Raw genomic sequence first — 26314 nt, 5'->3', positions numbered from 1 at the left:
TTACATTGCTCGACGGGCAACGATACATATTTTTACTGAGGCGTGTATTGACAAAGGTGCTAGCGTCAATGGTCGATCTCGATAGGTATGCTTGAGAGGCGCCTTCACATGGGGCGCCAACGCCAATCGAGGTGAAGGGGGGCGGGCTGTCAGCTGGTCTGGCAGCCCGTACTCTTAGCTATTCACAGGGTAGAAGTACTCATCCACGTAGTATTCATTTGCTGCGATATTCTTTGGCTTCTTGGCAGTTTTAGAAGAAACGATTGTTATCGAGAGATCGTCAGCATCACTGGCGAGATGTTGATTGGCCTCATTGGTGAATTCGATTTCCGCAGTGGTCGATTTTTTGAAGTATGCAGAAATTGTTTCTTCGGTAACCATTGGTTTGGTATTGCCGTTGAGCCAGAGATAAGTTTCGGGCTCAAGCATGTTGCGTACTACTATTTTCTTGGCTTTTCCGAGTGCGGTAATATAGTTTTTGTAGTGCTGCATGTAGCGCGAAGCGAGTTGGGCCGGCTTGGGCTCTGCCATATTATTATTTACGATAACTCCATTTTTTAACAGTGCGGACTCGATGACGCCCTTGTTGGCTTCGATGTTGTCTAGACGAATCAGACTGGCGCTGAATAACTGGTGAACCAATGCATCGGTGCGAAGTGAAATGGTATCATTATCGATTTGACCGCTAACAATTTTCTTTACGGCTTTTTCGATGTGCTCTTTATGGAAAGCATCTAGTGTGATGCCTTTCCCTGAGTAAACGCTGTGGCCAAGGGCGATAGTCGGTCGTTGTAGTAGTATCGATTCGAGTCCCACGGTTGAGTTGATAATGATGTTCGCAACTGAGTGTTTGAGCATCGTGTGTAGGTGCAGCGAGTTGTCGAATGTGATGCTTGGGAAGCGTGCTTTCAGTTCCGAGAGAGTGATTTTGTTCTCTGGGTGAGGGCGGCAAACTACCTTTATGCCGGTGCGGCGAGAAGTATGCTTAAGATCCTCTATTACTTCGACCATCTTTTTATAGATGGGGGAGTTAAGGATGATGTTTGAGTCACCTTCAATTTGCATCGGGAAGAAAATATAGCGGCTTGTGGGCGCTAGGCCGATATGCTTAAGAACATCTTCTCGCGATAATGAATTGTCAGCGTCTGCGCCAACAATGGTCTTGCCTTGGGTTGAAAATTGCTCAATATACTTTCTTGCGATAGCGCGCTCATCGTTTGTGATTAGCGGTAAGAAACTCCCGGAAATGTAACTCTTGAAGTTTACCCCTTGCGGGTCAAAAACAAGCGTATCCGGTAGCAGGCCTCGTTCGACATGAAATATTGGCAGGTTAGAGATCTTGGCTGCCACCTTCATTAAAAAGATAAAGTGTGGCCCATTGCCATTCCAGCCCACCATGAAGTCGGGAGCGGTTTTCGCTATTCTGCGCAGAATAGAATCAAGAATTAGAATTGCGTGAGCTGCCACGTCAATCAGCTTCTTACCTTCAAAGTGCTCAGGAAACATTTCTTTGTAAGTGTTAATGTCGTCAGTGATGTTTACACCTTTGAGGGTGATATTGATTTTGCCCTCTGACTGCAGCTGAGCTTCCAGTTCTGCTTTTACGCTTGCTCGTTTTTTCTTATCAAGATCAGGTCTGGTCGCATGAGCCAAGTAGCCTTCGGAGAGAAAGCGATTGGTGCGGGCAGAGTCCATCGTTACGAATTCGGAGTAGATGCCGAGTCTCTTGAAGTTTTCCGCAAGGATCAGCTTGTAAGAAATAAGATAGTCAGCATCCGAGCTATAAATAAGTGCCTTGGTGCGTCGCTGAACCACGGCAGTTGGGGGTAGCATCGTGACCGTGCTTTCGCTCGATACTAGTTCGGGGCGATAAGTAAAGTCATTGTTGATGATGGTGTTGTAACTTTTGGCGGCTGTACTTTTGCTGTACATGCTTCGGGCAAGTAAAAAGGCATTCTTAGATATTTTTGCCCGCAAAGAGTTGTCTTTCAGAAGTTTGAGTACGGCTGCCGCGAATTCGGCGTTGTCGTCTATAATGAGACAATTCAGCCCGTCTGTGCCTTCGATGCCGTCCATCGAGAAGTTGGTGGCAACAAGGGGCATGCCGTGCGAGAAGGCTTCTATGTTTTTGACCTTCATTCCGGCGCCGCTCACGATCGGCGAAATGACGACTTTAGAGGTGGCGTAAGTTTGAGTCAGATTTTCTACACGCCCAAGGTACAGTATGTTGTCATTTTTTAATGCTTTTACAGATGCGATATTGCTCACTTCGCCAGCAATGGCGAGGCGTACATTTGGTAATGCTTTTCTAATCGCCGGAAAGCTATGGCGAATAAAATTTTTGATGCCTTCAGCATTAAATGGCGACGCAGATCCCACAAAGAGAATATCATAAGTCTCTTTGCCGGAAATGTGTTCGTGCTGAAAATCATTAAATGCCGGAAGTGTCAGTATTTTCTGTTGTGGAAGTCTGTCCTTTATTTCCTTTGTTTCATTTGGGTTGATCGAAATGACGTAGTCGTACTTCGATAGGAGGCCGAATTCCTCCGCCTCGAACTTTTTCATGTCGATTTGTTTTTTAAAAGTCCCGCTTTTTATCGCTGCGCTGATGATGTTGGTTTGGATGTCGTGAGTGTCTACAATTTTTGTGCCGCGAAAGCTGCTCGGGATGGCGCGATCTAGCTTGACGTAGTTCACCAGGATATGTGTAGGCTTAATGGTTTTCACCATCTGGTGTACAAGCTTTTTGTAACTGTCCGGGCAGGAGTCTATATTTGAAACTTGCCCGGTGTCGGTAAGTTTTTTGAGCTTTGCGAGAACAGGGTTTGCCGCTTGCTTGTTGAAGCGTGGGTGCCGCCTTACTTCCACTTCCTCAATCGTTGGGTAGTGGTTCTTTATTTCTGTTTGTACAGTGATTGAACTTCTGTCTTCTTGATTGAAATTCAAGATAGCTAATGAGACTTTGTGACCAGCCTCCAGTAGAACTTTTAGAGTTTGATCAATGCGGCTCTGATTACCCTTGAAAACTGGGTAAGGAATCTCGGGAGTGAGGACGAGTATGTGCTTTTCTTGTTTCATGAGAATAAGGTTGCCGATGAGAAAATGGATGTTGGCATTCAGGCGGGTTCGATAGCTGCATCTACACGACCATAGCGGTCTTCAAACCGAACGATGTCGTCTTCGCCCAAGTAACCGCCAGACTGCACTTCAATCATTTCCAGAGGGATTTTCCCTGGGTTCTCAAGTGCGTGTACTACTCCAACTGGAATGTAGGTCGACTGGTTTTCAGTGAGCAGTATCTGCTTATCGCCAATCGACACTTTTGCTGTGCCAGTCACAACAATCCAGTGTTCTGCACGGTGATGGTGCATCTGTACCGAGAGTTTCTGTCCTGGGGAAACAGTGATGCGCTTGACCTGGTAACGAGGTCCATTATCAATGGAATCATAGGCGCCCCATGGACGATATACCTTGCGATGGTTGGTCGCTTCCGTGCGGGCGCTCTGTTTGATGCGATCAACCAGGAGCTTGACGTCTTGTGACTTGTCTTTGGCGGCGACCATCACGGCGTCTGCGGTTTCAACCACGATTACGTCATCCAGGCCCAGTACCGCTACCATACGATGTTCAGCGTGAACATAGGCATTGCTTGTAGCCTCAAGCATAACGTCGCCACGAGAGGCATTGCCTTGCACGTCTTTGTCTGCGATTTCCCAGACTGCCGACCACGAGCCCACGTCGTTCCAACCTGCATCCAGAGGCACCACCGATACCTGATCGGAGCGCTCCATCACGGCATAGTCGATCGAGATGTTTTCAGCAGCCGCGAAACTCAGCATGTCGAGGCGGGTGAAATCCATGTCTTCTTTGGCGTTGCTCAGTGCAGCTTCTACCGCTGCCAGCACTTGAGGGGCGTGTTCGCGCAATTGAGCGAGCATGCTTGACGCCTGGAACAGGAACATGCCGCTGTTCCAGTAGTAGCGACCATCCGCCACGTACTGCTCAGCGGTGGCTAGGTCGGGCTTTTCGACAAACGCTTGAACAGCCTGAATCTGGTTGGACTTATCTGCCACGCGGATGTAGCCGTAGCCCGTTTCTGCTTTGTTTGGCACGATCCCGAAGGTCACGATTCGGCCATCACGGGCTGCCGGAGCACCTTTTTCAAAGGCTTCGCGCAGCGCGTCCAGGTCATCGAAGACGTGGTCGGCAGGCAGTACCAGCAGTAATTCATCCTTGCCGGTTGCCAGGGCTTTTACAACCGCGGCGGCGATTGCAGGGGCAGTATTGCGGCCAACGGGCTCAAGCAAAATGGCTTGCGGATTGATATTTAGCGCGCGGCACTGCTCGGCAACCAGGAAGCGATGATCTTCATTGCTGACCACAATGGGTGTCAGTGGTCCATCCTGAATGCCAGCAAGACGCGAAAGCGTGCTCTGGAACAGTGACTGATCGCCACTGAGGGTCAGGAACTGTTTCGGGTGCATGGCACGAGACAGTGGCCAAAGTCGGGAGCCGGAGCCGCCAGAAAGAATTACCGGGATCATGTAATTTCCCTATCGCTGATCAAATTGAAATAATTACTTGTATGCGCCTGTGGCGCGGCCTAACAGCATGGTTTGTACGACTGGCGAGATAACTTTTTGCCATTCGTAGATCGCTGCGTTGGTCACGTAAATGGTGTCGTCGGGTTTAATCATGATCTGGCGGGCGTAGAAAACGGCCGCTGGATCACGCATGTCCAGACGTAGGACCGTGGGTTTAGGATTGGTTCCTTCGCCCATGCGAAATACAAACACACCTTCCGGGTTGGCATTGGCTTCTTTCAGGCCGCCGACGCTACCCAGTGCATCCAGCAAGCTGGTGTTTTGCGCTGGCAGGTCCTTGAGTCCGGGTTCGCCGACAGCACCCATGGCAACGAAGCGTTGGCGGGCACGGTCCAGAACAACTTCCGAATTTGGTCGCAGCACCATATTGTTGCCGGCCAGTACATCTTCGTAGTTGAATTGCTGGACTTGGCTGCCGGTGCGCACGGTGACGTTTGCCAGGTGTGGTTCCATGACCGGGCCACCGGCCTGGTTAACTGCGTCCAGCAAGGTCAGGGGGCCCTGCAAGGTACTGAACCGACCTGGGGATTTGACGGCACCGGCTACCAGTACCGAGCCGGAGAGGTCGCCCACCAGTTCGACATGGGTCTGCACGTCGGTGGTTACACCCTTGAGTTGCTTGCGGATCATTTCCTCAACCTGGTTGAGGGTCATGCCGGCGACGAACTGACGGCCCACGTAAGGCAAGGAGATCATGCCCTGGTCGTCGATGCGGGTCTTCAGTTGGGTGCCGCCGCTGGAGAGCGGGGCAAACAATGCCGAACCCTCCGGAGCGTTATCGGTGATCAGTACGCTCAGGATGTCTCCTGCCATCAAGCGCGCGGAGGGTGCGACCGGCTTGGCGATGGAGGCTTGCATCGGCCGCGCTGCACCACGCATGTATGGCGCGATGGTGTTGGCGTTGATCTCGACCAGGTTGTACGACTCGTTCTTGGTTTCAATATCGCCCTTGTACGGGCCTGCGCCCGACAATGTGCCGCCGCATCCGGCCAGGCCCAATGTTGCCAGGGCCAATGCTGCCAGTTTCAGTTTGAACTTTGGTGGGACAGCCAGGGATTTAATCACGATGATCCTCGATCGAAGCCAGGATGAAGCGGGTGATGCCGTACAGCATGAGCAGGCCAAGCAAAATGGTTGCCAGGTTATACAAGCGCTCTGGGTACAGGGCGAGTTGTGGCGTGTTCGGGCTGACTACGGTAACCAGGGTGCGGATCTTTTTACTGGCTTCGATCCGGGCGTTGTCGAGCGCGGCTACTGCAGTCTTGTAGCTTTCTTCGGCAATACCGGCGTCCAGAGTCAATTGCTGGAAACGCGATGCGACAACGTTCAGTTGCGAGCCGTTGGGTGAGGAAACCAGCAAGCGTTTTTCCTTGGCCAGTTGCTGGGTGATGGCGTTGACCTTCTGCTTTTGCTGTTTTACCTGGGGGGAGTCAGGGCGCAGTTTGTATTGCATCTCAGTGAGCACGGCTTGCTCTTTGGTGTACTGGCCTTCGAGGTCGGCGATGATGGTTGCACGATTTTGGGCCGTGTTGCCGCCATCCAGTACTTTGTTGACGTTCTGGAAATCGATCAGCTCGGTTTTGCGCTCGGCATAGTTGGCGCGTGCAGTTGCCAATTCACCTTTGGCGAAGTTCATCTGCTCACGGGCGATGCTGTGGCTGACTTCGTTGACGAAGTGTTCGCTGGCCTCAAGGATGGTGCGCAGCATCTGTTCCGACAGTTCAGGGGTGAAGGCTTGCACTTCCACCCGGAGCAGGCCGGTGGTTTCGTCGTAGTGAGCTGAAACCATGCGCTGATAGTACTTGAGCAGGTCTTCGCGCTCTGCGTCCTTGTTTAGCCAGAAGAAGATATCGCTGCGTTGGGTGGCGTATTGCTCGATCCAGTGCAGGCGTTCTTCGAGCAACAACATCATGTCCATGGACACGATATATTCACGCAGGTAGAGGGTCTCTTCGCGCGAGACCGGATTGGTGCCGGTGATCAGGGTCGCCAACCCAGGTACGGCAGCGCCTTGATTGCCACCGTCCTGGCGGACGACTACCTGGGCGGAGCTGACGTAGCGGTCAGTGGCGAACACGCCGTAGTAAATGGCTGCCAAGGCGAGTGGCAGGATCACCAGGCCAATTGCCAGGCGCCAGCCCTTGAGTTTACCCGTACTGCTCATATGTGATGCATCCTTGAAATGGAACGGTGCTGCGATATAAGGGGGGGGTATCAGGCGTTATAGGCCTTGATGCCTTCGGCGACGTCTTCGTAGATCTGGATGCCGCCTTCGCGTACCAGCAAGACTATGTCGCAGAGCTTTTCTACTTCCGGCATGGTGTGGGTAACCAGCACGACTTTCGATTGCTGAAGTTTTTGCTGGAATACTTCTGCACATTTGCGTTTGAACTGGGCGTCGCCAACTGACATCACTTCGTCGATCAGGTAGTAATCGAAGTCAAAAGCCATACTCAGGCCAAAGGCCACGCGCGAGCGCATGCCGGATGAGTAAGTTTTGATAGGCTCATCAATCCAGTCGCCAATTTCGGCAAACTCCTGGACGTAACGAACCTTCTCGCGCATGGCTTCGCCTTCCGCGCCGTAGATCCGGGAGACGAACTTTATGTTATCGCGGCCGGTCATGCTGCCTTGAAAACCTCCCGCCAAACCCACAGGCCAGGAAATGCTTTTGTCGGTCACTATGGAGCCTGAGTCAGGGATATCGGCACCGCCAAGCAGGCGCATCAGCGTCGACTTGCCCGCGCCGTTTCGGCCGATAAGGCCAATGTTTTTACCTGGCGGAATGGACAGTGACAGGTTGCGAAAAACATACCGACGCCCCTTGGGGGTCAGGTAGGATTTGGTGACGTTCTTAAGCTCGAACACGTGGGCCTGTACTCATCCGTTCTTCGTGGAAATCAGGTGCAATCGACGGGCGCGATAGCTGCCCAAGGCAATGAACAGCAAAACCACCGTGAACGTGATTACATACTCTTCAGAAACACCATCGACCGGGGTGTAGTGGGGCAGAACTTCAGCTCGAATCAGCTCGACCAAATGCAGGAACGGATTCAGCAGCAGCAATGGCATCATCGCCTGCGGGAGGTAGGCGGCGGGCATCAGTACGCCTGAGATGAAGTACAGTGGAAAGAATGCCATGCGTATTACGAGCTTGAGGCTAGGCATGGCATGGGTGATCAGTGCGAGCAGCATACCCAGACCAAAGGCAAAACATAGACCCAAGCCCAGGGTCGCCGCCCACTGAATTGGGTCGCTTACCGTCATGTCGAAACCAAACCACGCAAAGCCGAACAGTAGAATAGCGTAGACCGTAGCGCTGATGCAGGCTTCCACCAGAGCCCGCGCTATATACGTGTCCAGTGGTTTGATCTGTTTATAGGCAAATAACGATCGGTTCTCCCGCAGGCTGTCCATCAGTCGCAGGGCGATGTTGCGATAGAGTAGGAAAGGGGCCATGCCTACGAGGACAAATACTGGATACTCAACGCCTGCCACGGTGCGGCCACGAATCAGGGTGAATAGGAGGGTAAAAATCAGTAGATGGCAAATCGGCTCGATCAGCGTCCAAACCGCCCCCATGCGCCGCTCACCAAAACGGGCTCGGGCTTCGCGTAACACCAAGGCGAAGATGACCGATTTTTGAATCTGGAAGGAGGAGCGAGATTTCAAGATGGTTACCGCACAGCGAAGCGGCGTGCCTGGGCACACCGGTGAATTCATTTCAGGAAATGCCCGTTTCCCGCGCGGTGATTTGGGGATTCGGGCGGCTTCCGTGCTCTAAGGGCCGGGAGATTAATCGCTGGGTGGTATTAGCGTCAAGTGAGAATCCTTCCATGTTCCTACACATCCCTTTCAATCTGCCTACGTGCATGGCTGGTATTCGGTGGAGATAATGCTGACATTTAGCGAGCATACTTCCTACAAATGACAGATTTATGTTGGTGGGCTCGGTGATATCAAAAAGCTATCAATTGTGCGTTGCCTAATATGTCCAGTACAACCTGAGAAAGTTGTACAAGATAAATTATTTGTATATTTCTTTGGCGTTTAGGTGGACTGGTTACAACTTTCACAAAGAGTGGATACCGGGCAAAGCCTCTGGCGCGCGATAGGTTTGTAGGATGTAGGCAGGTGGTTACTGTGGCTCTGAAAGATTGTGCATACGGGATTCCGCTCGGAAACGGCGGTGAAATTGCATGGGGGGAGCCGCAGATTTTGGATTTGGAAAGGCGTTGGTGGCGATGATCGAGGCGGTAAGTAAGTTAGATGTGTATGAATATGCGGTAGGTACGAGTTGATCCTCGGCTATTGAATGATGGTGCGAGTATGTATAGAGGCTACTAGGTCAGCGCTTGACTGGGACGATTGTCCCAGTCTTTGTATCTCAATCGCAGCAGTATTGAGCAGCATTTCATCTAGATAGATGTCGAAACATAAAGCGGTGTTCATTGCATTTCATTCATGTGGGTTCGTTTTATCTCACTCAAACTGCGACTTGTCCCACGGCTCTCAGAGACTAATCGCAGTGCGGTGTTTGTAATGTAGTGACAGCTACCTTAGCTCCCACAGGTTTTGCTCTCGAGTCTCAGAGAGGCTTCATCAGCAACTGACACCAAGGCTGGACGGAAAAGTCGAGGCCCCAGCGAGTCGGCGCTGAAACCTCGGCTGAACGATCGATTTGATCTGATGTGTACCGCGATTCAGGCCCAGCGTCGAAACAATACGCTGGCATTCACCCCACCAAACCCGAAGCCGTTGGACAGTGCGTATTCCATCGGCATGTGCCGCGCCTCACCCTGAACCAGGTCCAGGCCTTCGGCTGCGCTATCTGGCGTGTGCAAGTTGAGCGTTGCCGGGGCTACCTGGTCACGCAGGGCTAGAATGGCGAAGATCGCTTCGATGCCTCCGGCAGCGCCCAACAGGTGGCCAGTGGCGGATTTGGTGGCGCTGATCGCCAGGCCGCTGTGGGTGCCGAACACCGTCTTGATCGCCGCGAGCTCACCTTTGTCGCCGACCGGGGTCGAGGTAGCGTGGGCGTTCAAGTGCTGGACCTGGGAGGCTTGCACGCCGGCCTGGCGCAGGGCTTGCTGCATCGCTCGGCGGGCGCCGTCTCCGTCTTCCGGGCCGGCGGTCATGTGGTAGGCATCGGCGCTGGTGCCGTAGCCCACCAGTTCGGCGATTGGCTTGGCGCCACGAGCCAGGGCGTGCTCCAGTTCTTCGATCACCAGCAGGCCGGCGCCTTCGCCCATGACAAAACCGTCGCGCGCCGTATCGAAGGGGCGAGAGGCCTGTTCAGGTGTTTCGTTGTGATCGCTTGATAGCGCTCGTGCCGCAGCAAAGCCGGCCAGGCTGACCCGGTGAATGGCCGCTTCGGCCCCGCCACAAATGGCAATGTCCACTTCGCCTGCGCGGATCATGCGTGCGGCGTCGCCAATGGCTTGAACCCCAGCGGCGCACGCCGTTACCGGGGTGCCCAGCGGTCCCTTGAACCCATGTTGAATGGAGATGTGGCCGGCGGCCATGTTGCTAAGGAAGGAAGGGATGGTGAATGGCGACAGGCGTCGCGGCCCCTTGCTATCCGTGGTGCGTACGGCCTCGGCGATCGCCGGAAAGCCACCCACGCCCGAGGCGATGATAGTTGCCGTGCGCTCCTGTTGCTCCGCGGTCTGTGGCGCCCAACCGGCTTGTGCCAGGGCTTCATGGGCGGCGGCCAGGGCAAACAGAATGAAGCGATCCATTTTGCGCTGTTCTTTCGCCGCCAACAGTTGGTCGGGGTCGAAGCCGGCTTCAGGGTCCTGCGTCCGGTCGGGAACCTGGCCGCCGATGCTGATCGACAGGTCGCCAATCAGCGACTCCGGGAGTCGACGGATGCCGGATTGTCCCGCTAACAGGCGTTGCCAAATCGGTTCGACTCCGCAGCCCAGTGGGGTCAATGCCCCCATGCCTGTGACAACAATGCGTTTGCTCATGACGGTCCAACTCCTTCAGCTTTGTAGGGGGTAGTGATGTATGGACGTAACTATCATCATGAAAGTAACATGCCCGTACGACAAATGTCCGAGCGCATCACCCGAGGATCCGCCATGCAACGCAAAACCCTGGCCCACGCCGAATGCCCAATCGCCCGCAGCCTGGAAAGGGTGGGTGAGTGGTGGAGTATCTTGATCATGCGTGACGCCTTGCACGGGTTGCGCCGATTCGACGAGTTTTCCCGCAGCCTGGACATTGCGCCGAACATGCTTACCCGACGCCTGAATTCGTTGGTCGAGGATGGGTTGCTGGAACGGCGCGCCTACAGTGAGCGGCCTTTACGTTATGAATATGTGCCAACCGCTAAGGGCGAGGACTTTCGTGTGGTGCTCATGGCTTTTGTGGCATGGGGTAATACGCACTATGCGCCGGAAGGACAGAGCGTGCAGATTGTCGAGCGTGAGACTGGTAGGCCGGTGCAGCCGATGATGGCGGATATTGCTGATGGGCATCTGGTGCCATTGGCGCAATGCACGGTCCAGGCGGGGCCGGCGGCCAGCGCCGGCATGCGTCAGCGGTTGCGAGCAATGGCTGATTGAGGGAGTGGGGTGTAACTATAAAGGTCGGTTCGCTTTGCTCAAATCCCCCGCTGATTAACCCGCCCACTCAACTCCTGCGCAGTCTCCTTGCGCTCCGAATACCGATCCACCAGGTCCGGCCGATCACGCAGCAGCAGCGTGAACTTCACCAGCTCTTCCATCACATCTACCACTCGGTCATAGAGCGCCGAGGGTTTCATGCGGTTGTGTTCGTCGAACTCGAGGAAGGCTTTTGGCACGGAGGACTGGTTGGGGATGGTGAACATGCGCATCCAGCGGCCCAGGACCCGCAGTTGGTTGACGGTGTTGAAGGACTGCGAGCCGCCTGAGACTTGCATCACGGCCAGGGTTTTACCCTGGGTCGGGCGGATGGCGCCGAGGGCCAGGGGGACCCAGTCGATCTGCGCCTTGAATACGGCAGACATTGAGCCGTGGCGTTCTGGCGAGCACCAGACCTGGCCTTCTGACCATTGCATCAGTTGTAGCAGTTCTTGGACTTTCGGGTGGTCGTTGGGGGCGTCGTCGGGTAGGGGCAGGCCGGATGGGTTGAAGATGCGGGTCTCGGCGCCGAAGTGTTGCAGCAGGCGGGCGGCTTCCTCTACCAGCAGGCGGCTGAAGGAGCGCGGGCGGGTCGAGCCGTAGAGCAGCAGGATGCGCGGTGGGTGCTGGTCGTTGCTAGCCGGGAGCAGGGTGTCGGACAGTAGGGTGTCGAGGTTGGGCAGGTGTTCGTTCATCAGGGGCTCCGGGTCAGAGGCGGGCGATGCGTTCGAGTTCGGTTTGCAGGGCGGCGGCGTCGAGTTGGGCGAAGGGCAGTTGGAAGAATGCGCGGCAACGGGTTTCGATGATGGCCAACGTGGCGTTGAATGCGCCATTGATCTGCGCTTCGCTGCCGGTGATTTCGGAGGGGTCTTGGAGGCCCCAATGGGTCTTGAGTGCGGGGCCGAAGTACACCGGGCAGGTTTCCCCGGCGGCTTTGTCACAGACGGTGATGACAATGTCCGGCGGGCTGTCGGCGAAGGCCTCGTTGCCTTTGCTGTGCAGTCCTGTGGTGGCGATACCGGCCGCCTGCAAGGTGCTCAGGCTGCGGGGCAGGACCTGGCCCTTGGGGAAGCTGCCAGCGCTCACTGCCGTAAAGCCTGTGGGGGCGAGGTGGTTGAACAGTGCTTCGGACAGGATGCTGCGACAGCTGTTGGCTGTGCACATGAACAGGACTTTCATCGATTTCTCCGTGGTGCGTAGGCCAGAGTCGTGACTGGTCATACATATGGATTATCGAATATACGAATTATCGAATATTAGGTAAAGCGCGGGAGTGATTTTTATCGATGCGGCGCTGGCGGTTGAAATGAAAGGGGCGACCGTTGTGGGCCGCCCGCTCTTGTGTATCGCTCGGGAGTCGTCAGAGCTCCAGCCCTTGCTCGATCACCGCGAGAAAGTTCAGCTCATCCAGTGCCACCGGAGTGGGGCGTGGTTGTCCGGTGCGGGCCACGGGCTGGATTTGCCATACGGGCTCGGCCATGTCGTTCTCGGTGCGGCGGATGTACAGCGCCTGGCCTTTGCTGCGGATGTCGACCTGGCCTGTGCCGCCGATGACGAAACGGGCAATGGGGTCCAGGGTGATGGTGTTGTGGTTGCCTTCGATCTGCAGCTTGTCGATGGCGTAGTTGAAGGTCTCGCCGGATGGCAGGCTCTCGAACACGCGGGTTGGTACCCGGCGGATGTTGAGGCCGGCGTGGGTCAGCGGCTCGAGCCAGGTTTCCAGTTGGTGGTACATGTCATAGACCTGGCTTGGCCAGTGTTCAATGGCCAGGTCGGCGCGGGCTTCGGCGTCCACACGGGTTTTTTGTTTTTGCTTCAGTTTCGTGGCGAGTTCGTCTGCCTTGCTCATTCCGATTCCCTATCGTGCGTTCAGAGTAGTCTGCGCTTTCAAGGTACTGCACTTGACCGAGTGATTGCCAGTCGCCGGCACCACCCTGGTGCGGGTTAGACAAGAATGTCTTCTGCTGATGCGCGGCCAGCCCTCACAATAGGCCCATTGGATGTTTGGTTTTCAGGTGGGTGAATGAAAAAACTGTCTGTATGGGTCCTGTTTGCTGCGCTGGCGATTGGCAGTGTGATCCTGAGCAATACACCGCAATCCTCGCGCAACAAACAGCAGAACGAGTCGGCGTCGGGGGTGTTCGACTATTACCTGCTGGCGTTGTCCTGGTCGCCGACCTTTTGTCTGACACGTCCGGAAAATGCCCAGTGTTCGGGCAAGGGCTACGGGTTTGTGTTGCACGGTCTGTGGCCGCAGTACGCCAAGGGTGGCTGGCCGCAGTCTTGCGTGCCGAATGCGCGGTTGTCGGCGGCCGAGCGGGCGCGGGGGCTGACGCTGTTTGTCACGCCGGCCTTGCTCAAGCACGAGTGGGCCAAGCACGGTACCTGCAGCGGGCTGGGTGCCATGGGCTACCTGGCGGCTGCGGACAAGGCGCTCGGCGCGGTGAAGATACCCGAGCCGCTGCAGCCTTTGAGCAAAGAGGTGTATTTCTCTGCCCAGGACATCACGCAGATGTTTCGCCTCAGCAACCCCGGGATACCGGCTGACGGTATTGCGGTGATCTGTCGCGGCCCGGAGTTGTCGGAGGTGCGGGTGTGCATGGCCAAGGACCTGTCGTTCCAGGCGTGCGGCAAGGGAGTGAAAAACCAGTGTCGCTCGGGTGATATCCGAGTGCCGCCGATGCGTTGAGGGGCTGGATGCGTTTTTGTAGCAGCCGAAAGCAGCCTCGCTACGCTCGACAGCTGCTACAAGTGGTCCGCAGTCGTTACAGGTGCACAACTGCTCGACACGGCCGCTTTTATAGGGGCAGGCCCAGGGCGGTCAGGTCTTTGCGCAGTTGCCCGGCGTTGCTGAGCTGCAGTGCATTGAAGCCTTCGCGGCGGGCGCCTTCGAGGTTGGGGAGTATCAGCGTCTCATGTGTCGGGTGGCGGGCGATGGCTTCGTCGATGGCTTCCTGCCATGAGCGTCCGGCGTCCTGGCGTTCGTTCCAGTCGGTACTGCAGACCTCGGACAGAAAGGTCTCCATGGCTTGTTCATCATCGTTAAACAGCTTGCGGTAGAGGTTTCTCGGGTTCCAGCGAATCAGCACATTGCCCAGGTCGAAGACCACGGTGTCGATGGCGGACGGATGGTCCTGATGGTTCATGCGTTCCTCCATGGATAGCCGATAAGAATGAAGGTCCCAGCCTAGCAGAACGCGTGGGGGCTGCCGGTATAGGTGTTATCGCGCTGCCGTGGTTTGCCCCTCGTCACCGCCGTAGGCTAAGCTTTGTCGATCAAGGGATCCGGGCGTCTGCTCGCGTTTTACCCTTCAAGGATGATGCATTTGCCAACCCCCATTCACGACCCCCACGATACGCTCGGCGGCCCATTGAAGCGTTTACCCCTGCGCAAGGCGGCGGTGATCTTTATTGCGGCGGTGTGCCTGAGCCTGTGTGGCCTGCTGTACCTGCAGCTCGAACAATCCCGGCATCACGACTTGTCCCAGGCGCAAATTGCGTCAGTGAACCTCACGCGGGCGATGGCGCAACAGGCCGAGGATACCTTTCTGGCCGCCGATCTGGTGGTGACCAGCCTGGTCGACTGGATTCAGGCCGACGGTTTTGGCGTGGCGTCGAGCCCGCGCCTGCAGCGCACCTTTGCCCGTCGGGTGCAGGCCCTGGAACAGTTGCATGGACTGTTTCTGTTCGATCGCCAAGGGCAGTGGGTGGTGACCTCCTTTGGTGAGTTGCCGACCCGGCAGGGCGTCGCCGATCGTGAGTATTTCCGGTTCCATCAACAGAACGCTTCGTTGCAGGCGCATATCGGTCCGGCGATCCGCAGTCGGCAGAATGGTGAGTGGATCATCCCGTTGTCGCGACGGGTGAATGACCACAATGGTCAATTCCAGGGCGTGCTGATGGCGGGCATCCGCATGGAGTATTTCGACCGGTTTTTCAAAAGCTTCAGCCTCGACGACCACGCCTTGATGTTTCTGGCCCTGGCGGATGGCACTTTATTGGCCCGGCGGCCAGGTGCGGAGTTGCGCATTGGTGAGTCGCTGGCCCAGGGGGCGATCTTCAAGGACTACTTGCCGAATGCATCCTCGGGCACTGCGATGATTCGCTCGAAGGTGGACGACGAGCTGCGGCTATACGGCTACCAGCAGCTGGACGCGTATCCGCTAGTGGTAGCGGCGGCTACTCCTGAGGCGGTGGTGCTGCGCGGTTGGTATGCCAATGCGGTGCAGTCCAGTGTCATCGTGGCCCTGGTGGTGCTCGGCGTGAGTCTGTTCGGTTGGGTGTTCGTGCTGCAGGTGCGCAACGGTGAGCGCATCGAGGCAGACCTGCGTGCAGCCCAGGAGCGTCTGGAAGTGATCGCCACCCATGACAGCCTGACCGGCCTGGCGAATCGACGGTTGTTCGAGCGGGCGCTGCAGATCGAGTTTGCCCGGGGGCTGCGCCAGCAACGTCCGCTAAGCCTGATCATGCTCGATGTTGATTACTTCAAGCGCTTCAACGACAACTACGGCCACGTCGCCGGCGACCAATGCCTGGCGCAGGTGGCTGGCGTGATCAAGGGGTGCTGCCAACGCCCGTCCGACCTGGTGGTGCGCTACGGCGGGGAAGAGTTTGCGGTGCTGTTGCCGGATACCGATATCCAGGGTGCCGTCGCCATTGCCGAGCAGATTCGGCACAGCGTCCAGGGCGCCAACATTCTCCACAGCGGCGCGCCTTCAGGGCAGTTGACCGTCAGTCTTGGCTGCCATGCGATTGTGCCCAGGGAGGGCGACAGCATCGAGAGGCTCATCGAGTGCGCGGATGCGGCGTTGTACCAGGCCAAGAACTTCGGCAGGAATCGCACGCAGGTGGCCTCCATGGAGGGGGCGTCCGAGCGATGCCCCTAGTCGGCGCTGAACGCCTTGCGTAGCCGTTCGATGGTCTGCTCGGTGGACAGCCCGGGAGCCGGCGGCGGATCCGGGCGTTCACAGAACTCGCGCCAGACAAACAGCGTCAGCTCTGCGCCATCGGTAAGGGTTTGCGGGGTGGGCGCGCCAAAACCCTGCAGGAGCCGATAGCGCGAGTCCTGCCAGAACAGCTTTTCCACCCAGTCGAACACCGGGATGAAGTGAAAGTGGATGGGCTGGTCGGGGGTATGGCCATAGCGGCCTATGTACAGGCGTTTTGGCTGCAGCTGGCTCTGCATCACCTGTTGGGTGCGCGCCATTAACACCCCGAGTTCAGCCAGCGCCTCGGCGGGCAGCTCGTGGAGCGCATTGACGTTGGCCCTGGCCCCGAGCATCAGGTAGCCCGGCAGGTGCGAGTTGATCCGGTGATTGACGATCCAGTGGGCGGTTTGATGGACGATCAGCTGTGGGTCGATGTGCATGTTCGGGCGTCACCTGTTCTTCACCGGGCCGATGAGTGAAATCAATTGTCGTTGCCTGTGGGGGCTATCGTATAACGTTTGCCCATCGGCACGGCACTCGACCGCTCCAGGTCCGGTGCGCCTTCATGTCCAAGGAATCGCTCATGACCGCGACTGCGCTCGAACACATCGACCTGTACCTTCAGCGTCTTGGTTTTGCCACGCCACCCAAGCCCACCCTGGAAGCCTTGGGTGAACTGCAGCTAAGGCACACCAGCACCTTTGTTTTCGAAAATCTCTCGCCCCTGGCCGGATTGCCGGTGCCCCTCGACCTGCCATCGATCCAGCGCAAAGTGCTGCATGAGGGCCGTGGCGGTTACTGCTACGAGCTCAACAATCTATACATGACCCTGCTGGAGTGCCTGGGGTACCAGGTGCGCGGTATCACCGGGCGCGTGGTGATGAACGCGCCACAGGACGCCTGGGCGGCCCGTACCCATCGCCTGACTCTGGTGACCCTCAATGGCCTGCGCTACATCACCGATGTCGGCTTTGGCGGCATGGTGCCGACGGCGCCGCTGCTGCTCGATACCGAACAGGAGCAGGCCACGCCCCATGAGCCGTATCGCATCCTCCGCGAAGACGAAAGCTACACCCTGCACGCCAAGGTCGCTGGCGAGTGGCGGGCAATGTATGTCTTCGACCTGCAGCGTCAGGGCGATATCGATTATGAGATCGGCAACTGGTACGTCTCGACTCACCCGCAATCACCGTTCTTGCAGCGGCTGATGGTGGCGCGGACCGGGGAGGGCGTGCGCCGCACCCTGAACAACGGCAGCTATGCCGTGCATCGCCTGGGCAGTCCCAGCGAGCGGCGCGAGATCAATGATGTGCAGGAGCTGATCGAGTTGCTACGCAGTGAGTTCTCACTCCAGGTGCCCGAGCATCCGGCACTGCGGGCGACCCTGGCAGGATTGATCGCCATTGAGCAATAAGTAGCGACTTCGCAAAAAAAGCTGATCAGTTGATCAGCTTTTTTTCGACCGACGGTAAAGCCCGGAAAGTGCAGGCTAGACGGTTCGAAGCGGGCTTGGGTGGATGCTTGTCCATTATGTGACTGATAAGTTGTATACAACTCTATGGACATTTGTCTTGGGTGTTGAATACAGTGTGCGCATAACAAAAACCCAGGGAACCCCCCACGATGAAAACGCCCTCTGTTTCACACCAACGGCCCGAGGATGAAAACCTCGGGGTCGGCGCGAATATGGCTTACGGCCTGCAACACGTTCTGACCATGTATGGCGGTATCGTTGCGGTACCACTGATCATCGGCCAAGCGGCCGGGCTTTCTCCGGCAGACATTGGTCTGTTGATCGCGGCATCGTTGTTTGCAGGGGGGTTGGCAACGCTGCTGCAAACCCTGGGTCTGCCGTTTTTCGGTTGTCAGTTGCCGCTGGTGCAGGGTGTGTCGTTCTCCGGCGTCGCGACCATGGTGGCGATTGTCAGCAGTGGTGGGGAGGGCGGCTTCCAGTCGATCCTGGGGGCGGTAATTGCCGCCTCGTTGATCGGCTTATTGATCACCCCGGTGTTCTCGCGGATCACCAAGTTCTTCCCGCCGCTGGTGACCGGTATCGTGATCACCACCATCGGCCTGACGCTAATGCCGGTGGCCGCGCGCTGGGCCATGGGTGGCAACAGTCATGCCGAAGACTTCGGCAGCATGGCCAACATCGGCCTGGCGGCCGTGACCCTGATGCTGGTATTGCTGCTGAGCAAGATCGGCAGCGCCACCATCTCCCGCCTGTCGATCCTGCTGGCCATGGTCATCGGTACCCTGATCGCGGTATTCCTCGGCATGGCTGACTTCTCAAGCGTCAGCGAAGGGCCGATGTTCGGCTTCCCGACACCGTTCCACTTCGGTATGCCGACTTTCCACTTCGCCGCGATCCTATCGATGTGCATTGTGGTCATGGTGACCCTGGTCGAGACCTCCGCGGACATCCTCGCGGTCGGTGAGATCATCGACACCAAGGTCGACTCCAAGCGTCTGGGCAACGGCCTGCGGGCTGACATGCTGTCGAGCATGATCGCGCCGATTTTCGGCTCCTTCACCCAGAGCGCCTTCGCCCAGAACGTCGGGCTGGTGGCGGTGACCGGGATCAAGAGCCGTTACGTGGTGGCCACCGGCGGCCTGTTCCTGGTGATCCTCGGGCTGCTGCCGTTCATGGGCCGGGTGATTGCCGCAGTACCGACCTCGGTACTTGGTGGGGCTGGTATCGTGCTGTTCGGCACCGTGGCCGCCAGCGGCATTCGTACCCTGTCCAAGGTCGATTACCGCAACAACGTCAACCTGATCATCGTCGCCACCTCGATCGGCTTCGGCATGATCCCGATCGCCGCGCCGAGCTTCTACGATCACTTCCCAAGCTGGTTCGCCACCATCTTCCATTCCGGCATCAGTTCGTCGGCGATCATGGCGATCCTGTTGAACCTGGCGTTCAACCACTTCACCACCGGCAACTCGGACCAGCAATCGGTATTCGCTGCGGGCACCGAGCGCACCTTGCGCTTCCAGGACCTGGCTGCACTGCGTGAAGGTGACTACTTCAGTGATGGCAAGTTGCATGACTGTGATGGCAATGAAGTGCCGGTGATAGTCGAGGACCACGGTCACGGCGCGCCGGAACATCGACCTGCGCAGATGAAGAGTAGTGAGCACGTCTGATCACAGACACTGGTAAAAAAGAGGCCGACCTGTTGTTTAGACAGGTCGGCCTTTTTTGTTGTAGTGAGTTGCGGTGTTGTGGGTCCATGCGACGGACGTTAAGTGTTGGGTACTTCCTACGATAGAAGCTGAATGTTGCGACTTAGTTATTTTTCAGGTTGGGTTACTGTCGTCATTCGACTTTTAATAGTCGCAAAGTTTTTGATGTGTGTTTTTGAATGACTGGATTGCTTAACGAATGGAAGTGAAATCATGGAAGATGTGGGCGGTTTTAATGGGGCTGATCGCTCCTGTGCGGGTGATCAAGCGCTAAAGATGGGTGGCGGCGCTGGCGGGCGACGGTTGATCGTGACGTCGGACCAGCTTTTGCAAATAAAACTTTATGTGGAGAAGGGTAAGTATCTTCCGACGGATCGTCAGGGGATCGAAGTCGCACTCGGTGGGGTTATTGAGCATCCGGATTTTCATTGGACGGAGATTCAGGAACTGCATACAAAGATCAAGGTCCATGCTGGAAAGTGGCTGCCAATTGAAAGCAGTTTGCTTCTGGTTGGAGGTAATTTAGGCGCGTTTGCAAAAACACAGGGCAAATTTTCCGCAGACCTTGTGCAGCAAATCGACGCAATGCCGATCTGTGAGCGGGTCAAGAACTACGGTCCCATCGCAGTGGATGAAACGCCCTTTATCCCGTTTGATCAGCTTGATCGGGCGGTGTACGAAGAGCTGGGGGGGATGTTTCAGGACCTCAAGGAGAGTGTCAATCTGAGTCGCGCGCCTACGGTCGAATTGAAAGAGTCCATTGAGCTTTTTCAACGGGAGCTGAGCGAGCAGTTAGTGCCCTCGGTCAAGCTTAAAATAAACAAGCTTAATACCATCGACTTTGCGGTGGACCTGATCCGGTTTCGCGAATCTCTCGAGGATATCGAACGTGATATCGCTCAAGCAGAAAAAGAAATCAGAACGTTTGCGATCCCCAATGTGCTGAAGAGTTTGAATCCTATTGCTGTTCTGCTGGAATTTATCCTGGTCGGGCCGGAGGAAGCGCTGATGGGGCGGGGCGGTGTCGAGGCGATGCAAAAGTTGCGAACGTTCGAGAAAAAGCGGCGCAGTCTTATCGCGATGATTGATGGCCAGGAAAAGTTGCCGGGTTTAATACTGTCTCACAGTAACTCATTGGACAATATTTACGGTTTCATGCGGGCGGCGTCCGCCGCCGCAGAAGCCTTGGTAATGGTGTGGGATTCTGTATTGGCAGAAATAGAAAAGTCTGCGAGCGAGCTTTCGCTGATCAAGGAGGGCGTGAGCTTGATACGTTTCAAGCAAAGTTTCAGCCGCGGCATTGAGCCGTGGGAGAACATCAAAGAACTGGCGGAGTCGCTGTTGCACTCTCTAAACAAAGCCATTGAAGACTTCAATAAGCGGCAGTCCGCAGGTTAACCGGGGGAAGGTGTATGAACGGGATAGACAGGATGTCCACTCAAGCGCAGCGCCAGCCAGATTACGCGCTGATGAAGCAAAGCAAATACTCAATCAACAGGGCTGTTGCGGAGGTTTCCCTGGGGTTTGCCGAATATCTGCAGGCCAGGCTTGGACGCCTGAATGCAGCACTCAATGACGCGCATTCAAGTATTTTGCAATCGACGGTCGCCATGATGCCGTTGTTGAGAAATGCTAGTTTTTTAAGCTTGAACGCTGAACTCGATCGGCTGGAGAGCGCTCACGAACTGGATGCGCAGGCGCGGCAGCGGGCCAAGGAAGAGTTGCGGGAGGACTATATAAGCAGTGTCAATGCCGACATGCAGCGTGTCCGCGGTTTTTGGCTTGGAATGACTGCGGCGATCAATCAAGTCCACGACATTGAGGTTTTGCCCACTGACGAGGCGGGCAGCTCGAGTTCGGTCAACCTGGAAAATGGCATTCGATTGGCTCTGCAGGATCTGGACAAGCGACTTGTCGAGCTGGGTGAGCAGCGCAAGGAAATTGACGACTGGATCAAGGTGATCGATGACAAGAACCTGTTCGATTACCTGTTGCCCTGGATTGCGACTGATGAAGAGTTGGATGGGCTTGATTTAAGCGCCCCGCAAGTTGAAATGGTAAAGCGTGGCGTGCGTCTGTTCAGGAAGTTGGTCGAGCATGCGTCGCAATACATCCGCTACACCGACATGGTGAAGCTCAGGAATGACCTGAGGGTCAAGCACCAGCATTACCAGGATCAAAAAGACCAGTTGACCAAGTTGTTGGCCGATTCAATCAAGCAGACACTAGCTTTGAGTCGGGTCGGTCGGCTTGATGCGGTACGGCTCGATTACGTGCGGGAGGCCCAGTTGCTGGCTGGACAGATCGGTGGTTTTGTCACCGCGTTTGATCTGCCGCCGCACACCGGCCTTGAGAGTTTGCGTGCGATTACGGCGCAAGGTGTCGACTTGCACAAAACCCTCGAACCTATCGCTTCGGCATGGCGCACTCGGTAAACCTGCCCGCTGGGTTTTTCTCTCGGCCACAAAAAAGCCCCTGATCTTTCGATTCAGGGGCTTTTTGATCTTGCTGTCTGGCTCCACGACCTGGACTCGAACCAGGGACCCAGTGATTAACAGTCACTTGCTCTACCAACTGAGCTATCGCGGAATTCGCCGTATGTTACTGATTAAAAAGAACAAGTCAACAAAAAATTGTATCTCTGGCGGCTTTTCCGGTGAGTGGTATCGATTTGTTGCGGGGCGGGCAGTCGACAGCCATTGGCGGTTACCAGAAGCGCGGTAGAGGACTACCATGCGTTCCCGGGCGTGGTTCACGCGCTGCCGGCCATTCGTCCACAAGGTAGGCGTCATGACTCAACAACCGCAGTTCTCCCCAATCCTGGCGTACGGGGTGCTTGCATGAGCATTGCCCAGATCAGCCTGCCCAAAGGCGTAGGTGCGCCGGCCGAAAAACTGTTCGAAGCGATCACCCAGGCGGGCACCGCTGAGGAGCTCAACCGTGCCGGGGGCAAGGCCGAAGGGTTTGTGCTGGGGCTGGAAAGCGCCAAGGCGATCAAGAGCCAGGTGGCCGAGGCTTTGTATGTGGCTTATGACGATGCTGCCAGCCAGCGTTCGAGCCAACTGGCCGGCTGAAGCGTCAGCCGCCGAAGGTGACGGTGCCGAGCATGAACTTGGCATACAGCGAAGTGGCGGCCAGTTGCACCAGCCACAGGGCCAGGCCGCCGAGAAACACGCCGCTTGCCACTTGCAGCACCAGGCTGTTGCCGCGCTTGGTGGTGGGGCGAGGGGTGAAGTGATCGAGGTCGTCATCGCGGTCGGCGCGTAAATTGTCGTTTTTCATGGGATCTCTCGAAAGGGCGGGCTACTGGGTGGATCTTTCAGTCTAGTGATTGTCCGGGCAACAACGAAAAGGGGAAGCCAGACGGCTTCCCCTTTGTTTGTCGCGGGCGTGGCTTAGATCACCGCAACGATGGACTTGGTCACCACGTCGATGTTGTTCTGGTTCAGCGCGGCCACGCAGATGCGGCCGGTGTCCAGGGCGTAGATGCCGAACTCGTTGCGCAGGCGAGTCACTTGTTCAACGGTCAGGCCGGAGTAGGAGAACATCCCGCACTGGCGACCAACAAAGCTGAAATCGTGATCCGGTGCGTGCTGTGCCAGCAGGTCGACCATCTGGGTGCGCATGCCACGAATGCGCAGGCGCATCTCGGCCAGTTCCTGCTCCCACTGGGCGCGCAGTTCCGGGCTGTTGAGCACGGCGGCAACCACTGCCGCACCATGGGTTGGCGGGTTGGAGTAGTTGGTGCGGATCACGCGCTTGACTTGCGACAGCACGCGCGCGCTTTCTTCTTTCGATTCGCTGACGATCGACAGTGCGCCGACGCGCTCGCCGTACAACGAGAACGATTTGGAGAACGAGCTGGAAACGAAGAAGTTCAGCCCCGACTCGGCGAACAAGCGCACGGCAGCGGCGTCTTCGTCGATACCGTCGCCAAAGCCCTGGTAGGCCATGTCGAGGAACGGCACGAGGTTTTTCGCCTTGACCACTTCCAGGACGTTTTTCCAGTCCGCTGGGCTCAGGTCAACGCCAGTCGGGTTGTGGCAGCAGGCGTGCAGCACCACGATCGAGTTGGCAGGCAGGGCGTTGAGGTCTTCCAGCAGGCCGACGCGGTTGACGTCATGGGTGGCGGCGTCGTAGTAGCGGTAGTTCTGCACTGGGAAGCCAGCGGTTTCGAACAGCGCACGGTGGTTTTCCCAGCTCGGGTCGCTGATGGCGACTACGGCGTCCGGCAGCAGTTGCTTGAGGAAGTCGGCACCGATTTTCAGTGCGCCGGTACCGCCCACGGACTGGGTAGTGACTACGCGGCCAGCGGCCAGCAGCGGCGAGTCAGCGCCAAACAGCAGCTTTTGCACGGCCTGGTCGTAGGCAGCGATGCCGTCGATCGGCAGGTAGCCGCGGGAAGCGTGTTGAGCGGCGCGAGTTGTCTCGGCTTCGACTACGGCGCGCAGGAGTGGAATTCGCCCCTCCTCGTTGCAGTAAACACCGACCCCCAGGTTGACCTTGTTGGTTCGGGTGTCAGCGTTGAATGCTTCGTTGAGGCCCAGGATTGGATCGCGTGGTGCCATTTCGACAGCGGAGAACAGGCTCATTATTGCGGCGGCTCTGAATGGAATATGGAGGGACGTGTAGCGCTCCAGCCGAATGCACTAGAGCGGTGCACAAACGGGGAGCTAGTATAGAGGCCATCACCGGGCAGGGCGACAGGCGTTTGACCTTTTCCGGCAAGTTTTTCGGATTATTTGCCAACCGTTAGTCTTATTGTCATGACGGTCTATTACGGGGCATGTAGGACGATTACCTTGAAACTACAGGTATTCGCCACCACATCAACGGTTATCATGATTTTTCCCCGCGACATCCGTCGTCAGCGTTGTTTATCGTGGCTGCCTGGCCCTCCCGCTCAGGCAGGCACCCGCGCCGCGCAAAACCAGAGGTAGGTATGTCCGAATTCCAGCTAGTCACCCGCTTCGAGCCTGCCGGCGATCAGCCGGAAGCCATCCGCCTGATGGTCGAGGGCATCGAGGCCGGGCTCGCGCACCAGACGCTGCTCGGTGTGACAGGCTCCGGCAAGACCTTCAGTATCGCCAACGTGATCGCCCAGGTGCAGCGTCCGACCCTGGTGCTGGCGCCGAACAAGACCCTGGCCGCGCAGTTGTATGGCGAATTCAAGGCGTTTTTCCCGAACAACGCGGTCGAGTACTTCGTTTCCTACTACGACTACTACCAGCCGGAAGCGTATGTGCCGTCGTCCGATACCTTCATCGAGAAGGACGCCTCGATCAACGACCACATCGAACAGATGCGCCTGTCGGCGACCAAGGCGCTGCTCGAGCGCAAGGACGCGATCATCGTCACCACGGTGTCGTGCATCTACGGCCTGGGCAGTCCGGAAACCTATCTGAAGATGGTCTTGCACATCGATCGTGGCGACAAGCTCGATCAGCGTGCCCTGGTCCGCCGCCTGGCCGACCTGCAGTACACCCGCAATGACATGGATTTCGCCCGCGCCACGTTTCGCGTGCGCGGCGACGTGATCGATGTGTACCCGGCGGAATCCGACCTGGAAGCGATCCGCATCGAGCTGTTCGATGATGAGGTCGAAAGCCTCTCGGCCTTCGATCCGCTGACCGGGGAGGTGATCCGCAAGCTGCCGCGCTTCACCTTCTACCCCAAGAGCCACTACGTGACGCCCCGCGAAACCCTGCTCGGTGCCATCGAGGGGATCAAGGTCGAGTTGCAGGAGCGCCTCGACTACCTGCGTTCCAACAACAAGCTGGTGGAAGCCCAGCGCCTGGAGCAACGCACCCGGTTTGACCTGGAGATGATCCTCGAGCTGGGCTACTGCAACGGCATCGAAAACTACTCGCGCTACCTGTCCGGCCGGGATTCTGGCCAGGCGCCGCCGACCTTGTTCGACTACTTGCCGGCCGATGCCTTGCTGGTGATCGACGAATCCCACGTCAGCGTGCCGCAGGTCGGGGCGATGTATAAGGGCGACCGTTCGCGCAAGGAGACCCTGGTGGAGTACGGGTTCCGCCTGCCCTCGGCGCTGGATAACCGGCCGATGCGCTTCGACGAGTTCGAAAACATCAGCCCGCAGACGATTTTTGTCTCGGCCACCCCGGGCAACTACGAAGCCGAACATGCCGGGCGCGTGGTCGAGCAATTGGTGCGTCCGACCGGCCTGGTGGACCCGCAGATCGAAATCCGCCCGGCGCTGACCCAGGTCGACGACTTGCTGTCGGAGATCACCAAGCGGGTGGCGCTGGAGGAGCGGGTGCTGGTCACCACGCTGACCAAACGCATGTCCGAAGATCTCACCGACTACCTGGCGGACCACGGCGTGCGCGTGCGTTACCTGCACTCGGACATCGACACCGTGGAGCGGGTGGAGATCATCCGCGACTTGCGCCTCGGCACCTTCGACGTGCTGGTGGGGATCAACCTGTTGCGTGAAGGCCTGGACATGCCGGAAGTATCGCTGGTGGCGATTCTCGATGCCGACAAGGAAGGCTTCCTGCGTTCCGAGCGTTCGCTGATCCAGACCATCGGCCGCGCCGCGCGTAACCTCAACGGCCGGGCGATTCTGTATGCCGACCGCATCACGGGTTCGATGGAGCGGGCGATCGGCGAGACCGAGCGTCGTCGCGACAAGCAGATCGCCTTCAACCTGGCCAACGGCATCACTCCCAAAGGGGTGTTCAAGGATGTCGCCGACATCATGGAAGGCGCCACCGTGCCGGGTTCGCGCAGCAAGAAGCGCAAGGGCATGGCCAAGGCGGCCGAGGAAAGCGCCAAGTACGAAAACGAGCTGCGCTCGCCGAGCGAGATCACCAAGCGCATTCGCCAACTGGAAGAGAAGATGTACCAGCTCGCCCGCGACCTGGAATTCGAAGCCGCGGCCCAGACCCGCGACGAAATCGCCAAGATGCGCGAGCGGTTGTTGGCGGTCTGATCCTCGGCGCCTGGCAGGGCCACATCG

At 57.0% G+C, this 26314-nt stretch carries 23 protein-coding genes and 1 tRNA gene; 9 read left to right on the top strand and 15 right to left on the bottom strand.

The features are described from left to right. Positions 1 to 174 precede the first annotated feature (174 nt). The 7 genes from ACM6IP_RS05840 to fabF form a co-directional block, all read right to left on the bottom strand. Positions 175 to 3078 carry a glycosyltransferase gene (locus tag ACM6IP_RS05840; protein ID WP_414861149.1) on the bottom strand — a complete coding sequence of 968 codons (2904 nt, stop codon included), beginning with the start codon at positions 3076 to 3078 and terminating at the stop codon, positions 175 to 177. Positions 3079 to 3116: 38 nt separating this feature from the next. Continuing rightward, on the bottom strand, positions 3117 to 4544 hold the full coding sequence (locus ACM6IP_RS05835) for a mannose-1-phosphate guanylyltransferase/mannose-6-phosphate isomerase (protein WP_414861148.1): 1428 nt from the start codon (positions 4542 to 4544) through the stop codon (positions 3117 to 3119). A gap of 33 nt (positions 4545 to 4577) precedes the next feature. Continuing rightward, complete coding sequence (locus ACM6IP_RS05830; protein ID WP_401130211.1) at positions 4578 to 5669, bottom strand: polysaccharide biosynthesis/export family protein; 1092 nt, start codon at positions 5667 to 5669, stop codon at positions 4578 to 4580. Continuing rightward, complete coding sequence (locus tag ACM6IP_RS05825; protein ID WP_401130209.1) at positions 5662 to 6768, bottom strand: ABC transporter permease; 1107 nt, start codon at positions 6766 to 6768, stop codon at positions 5662 to 5664. Before ACM6IP_RS05825 ends, ACM6IP_RS05830 begins: the two co-directional genes overlap by 8 nt. 50 nt (positions 6769 to 6818) lie before the next feature. Continuing rightward, positions 6819 to 7472 carry an ABC transporter ATP-binding protein gene (locus ACM6IP_RS05820; RefSeq protein ID WP_414861147.1) on the bottom strand — a complete coding sequence of 218 codons (654 nt, stop codon included), beginning with the start codon at positions 7470 to 7472 and terminating at the stop codon, positions 6819 to 6821. Between the two features lie 12 nt (positions 7473 to 7484). Then, a complete protein-coding gene (locus tag ACM6IP_RS05815) occupies positions 7485 to 8276 on the bottom strand; it encodes an ABC transporter permease (protein ID WP_401130205.1) in 792 nt (263 codons plus the stop codon). Between the two features lie 1031 nt (positions 8277 to 9307). Further along, complete coding sequence (gene fabF / locus ACM6IP_RS05810) at positions 9308 to 10576, bottom strand: beta-ketoacyl-ACP synthase II (RefSeq protein WP_414861146.1); 1269 nt, start codon at positions 10574 to 10576, stop codon at positions 9308 to 9310. 114 nt (positions 10577 to 10690) lie between these two features. Here fabF and ACM6IP_RS05805 point away from each other — a divergent pair, with 114 nt between their 5' ends. Then, positions 10691 to 11176, top strand: coding sequence for a winged helix-turn-helix transcriptional regulator (locus tag ACM6IP_RS05805; protein ID WP_414861145.1), 486 nt, complete (start codon positions 10691 to 10693; stop codon positions 11174 to 11176). A 38-nt stretch (positions 11177 to 11214) separates the two neighbouring features. On the opposite strand, the gene arsH is transcribed toward ACM6IP_RS05805, so the two are convergent. The 3 genes from arsH to ACM6IP_RS05790 all read right to left on the bottom strand — a co-directional run bounded on the left by arsH (position 11215) and on the right by ACM6IP_RS05790 (position 13064). Beyond that, positions 11215 to 11910, bottom strand: coding sequence for an arsenical resistance protein ArsH (arsH, locus tag ACM6IP_RS05800; RefSeq protein WP_414861144.1), 696 nt, complete (start codon positions 11908 to 11910; stop codon positions 11215 to 11217). A 13-nt stretch (positions 11911 to 11923) separates the two neighbouring features. Beyond that, positions 11924 to 12394, bottom strand: a complete 471-nt coding sequence (locus ACM6IP_RS05795; protein WP_414861143.1) for an arsenate reductase ArsC — start codon at positions 12392 to 12394, stop codon at positions 11924 to 11926. A gap of 181 nt (positions 12395 to 12575) precedes the next feature. Then, the gene (locus tag ACM6IP_RS05790) at positions 12576 to 13064 is read right to left on the bottom strand and encodes a hypothetical protein (RefSeq protein WP_414861142.1); all 489 of its coding nucleotides are present in this window, start codon (positions 13062 to 13064) and stop codon (positions 12576 to 12578) included. Positions 13065 to 13238: 174 nt separating this feature from the next. Between ACM6IP_RS05790 and ACM6IP_RS05785 the strand changes: the two genes are divergently transcribed. Continuing rightward, positions 13239 to 13904, top strand: coding sequence for a ribonuclease T2 family protein (locus ACM6IP_RS05785; protein WP_414861141.1), 666 nt, complete (start codon positions 13239 to 13241; stop codon positions 13902 to 13904). 109 nt (positions 13905 to 14013) lie between these two features. Here ACM6IP_RS05785 and ACM6IP_RS05780 read toward each other — a convergent pair whose 3' ends face one another. After that, the gene (locus ACM6IP_RS05780) at positions 14014 to 14361 is read right to left on the bottom strand and encodes a hypothetical protein (RefSeq protein WP_414861140.1); all 348 of its coding nucleotides are present in this window, start codon (positions 14359 to 14361) and stop codon (positions 14014 to 14016) included. 180 nt (positions 14362 to 14541) lie between these two features. On the opposite strand from ACM6IP_RS05780, the gene ACM6IP_RS05775 reads away from it, so the two are divergent. Then, positions 14542 to 16101 carry a diguanylate cyclase gene (locus ACM6IP_RS05775; protein WP_414861139.1) on the top strand — a complete coding sequence of 520 codons (1560 nt, stop codon included), beginning with the start codon at positions 14542 to 14544 and terminating at the stop codon, positions 16099 to 16101. On the opposite strand, the gene ACM6IP_RS05770 is transcribed toward ACM6IP_RS05775, so the two are convergent. Continuing rightward, positions 16098 to 16583 carry an HIT family protein gene (locus tag ACM6IP_RS05770; protein ID WP_414861138.1) on the bottom strand — a complete coding sequence of 162 codons (486 nt, stop codon included), beginning with the start codon at positions 16581 to 16583 and terminating at the stop codon, positions 16098 to 16100. The genes ACM6IP_RS05775 and ACM6IP_RS05770 overlap by 4 nt on opposite strands. A 143-nt stretch (positions 16584 to 16726) precedes the next feature. Between ACM6IP_RS05770 and ACM6IP_RS05765 the strand changes: the two genes are divergently transcribed. From ACM6IP_RS05765 to ACM6IP_RS05750, 4 genes are all read left to right on the top strand, one after another. After that, on the top strand, positions 16727 to 17557 hold the full coding sequence (locus ACM6IP_RS05765; protein ID WP_414861137.1) for an arylamine N-acetyltransferase family protein: 831 nt from the start codon (positions 16727 to 16729) through the stop codon (positions 17555 to 17557). 209 nt (positions 17558 to 17766) lie between these two features. Then, the gene (locus ACM6IP_RS05760; RefSeq protein ID WP_414861136.1) at positions 17767 to 19290 is read left to right on the top strand and encodes a nucleobase:cation symporter-2 family protein; all 1524 of its coding nucleotides are present in this window, start codon (positions 17767 to 17769) and stop codon (positions 19288 to 19290) included. 252 nt (positions 19291 to 19542) lie between these two features. Further along, on the top strand, positions 19543 to 20727 hold the full coding sequence (locus tag ACM6IP_RS05755; RefSeq protein ID WP_414861135.1) for an alpha-xenorhabdolysin family binary toxin subunit A: 1185 nt from the start codon (positions 19543 to 19545) through the stop codon (positions 20725 to 20727). 32 nt (positions 20728 to 20759) lie between these two features. Continuing rightward, on the top strand, positions 20760 to 21764 hold the full coding sequence (locus ACM6IP_RS05750) for an alpha-xenorhabdolysin family binary toxin subunit B (RefSeq protein WP_414861134.1): 1005 nt from the start codon (positions 20760 to 20762) through the stop codon (positions 21762 to 21764). Between the two features lie 78 nt (positions 21765 to 21842). Here ACM6IP_RS05750 and ACM6IP_RS05745 read toward each other — a convergent pair. After that, a tRNA-Asn gene (locus tag ACM6IP_RS05745) sits at positions 21843 to 21918 on the bottom strand. A gap of 251 nt (positions 21919 to 22169) precedes the next feature. Between ACM6IP_RS05745 and ACM6IP_RS05740 the strand changes: the two genes are divergently transcribed. Next, complete coding sequence (locus tag ACM6IP_RS05740; protein ID WP_095165258.1) at positions 22170 to 22403, top strand: hypothetical protein; 234 nt, start codon at positions 22170 to 22172, stop codon at positions 22401 to 22403. 4 nt (positions 22404 to 22407) lie between these two features. On the opposite strand, the gene ACM6IP_RS05735 is transcribed toward ACM6IP_RS05740, so the two are convergent. Continuing rightward, entirely contained in the window at positions 22408 to 22611 is a 204-nt protein-coding gene (locus tag ACM6IP_RS05735; RefSeq protein WP_095165257.1) for a hypothetical protein, read from the bottom strand. 113 nt (positions 22612 to 22724) lie between these two features. After that, complete coding sequence (locus tag ACM6IP_RS05730) at positions 22725 to 23921, bottom strand: amino acid aminotransferase (RefSeq protein ID WP_414861133.1); 1197 nt, start codon at positions 23919 to 23921, stop codon at positions 22725 to 22727. A 350-nt stretch (positions 23922 to 24271) separates the two neighbouring features. Between ACM6IP_RS05730 and uvrB the strand changes: the two genes are divergently transcribed. Further along, a complete protein-coding gene (gene uvrB / locus ACM6IP_RS05725) occupies positions 24272 to 26287 on the top strand; it encodes an excinuclease ABC subunit UvrB (protein WP_159996962.1) in 2016 nt (671 codons plus the stop codon). Positions 26288 to 26314: the final 27 nt, after the last annotated feature.

The organism is Pseudomonas sp. IT-P176, from assembly GCF_949767245.1.
In the GTDB taxonomy this organism is placed as follows: domain Bacteria; phylum Pseudomonadota; class Gammaproteobacteria; order Pseudomonadales; family Pseudomonadaceae; genus Aquipseudomonas.
Note: the sequence above shows the minus strand (reverse complement) of the source record. Positions and strands in the feature narration are given on the sequence as shown.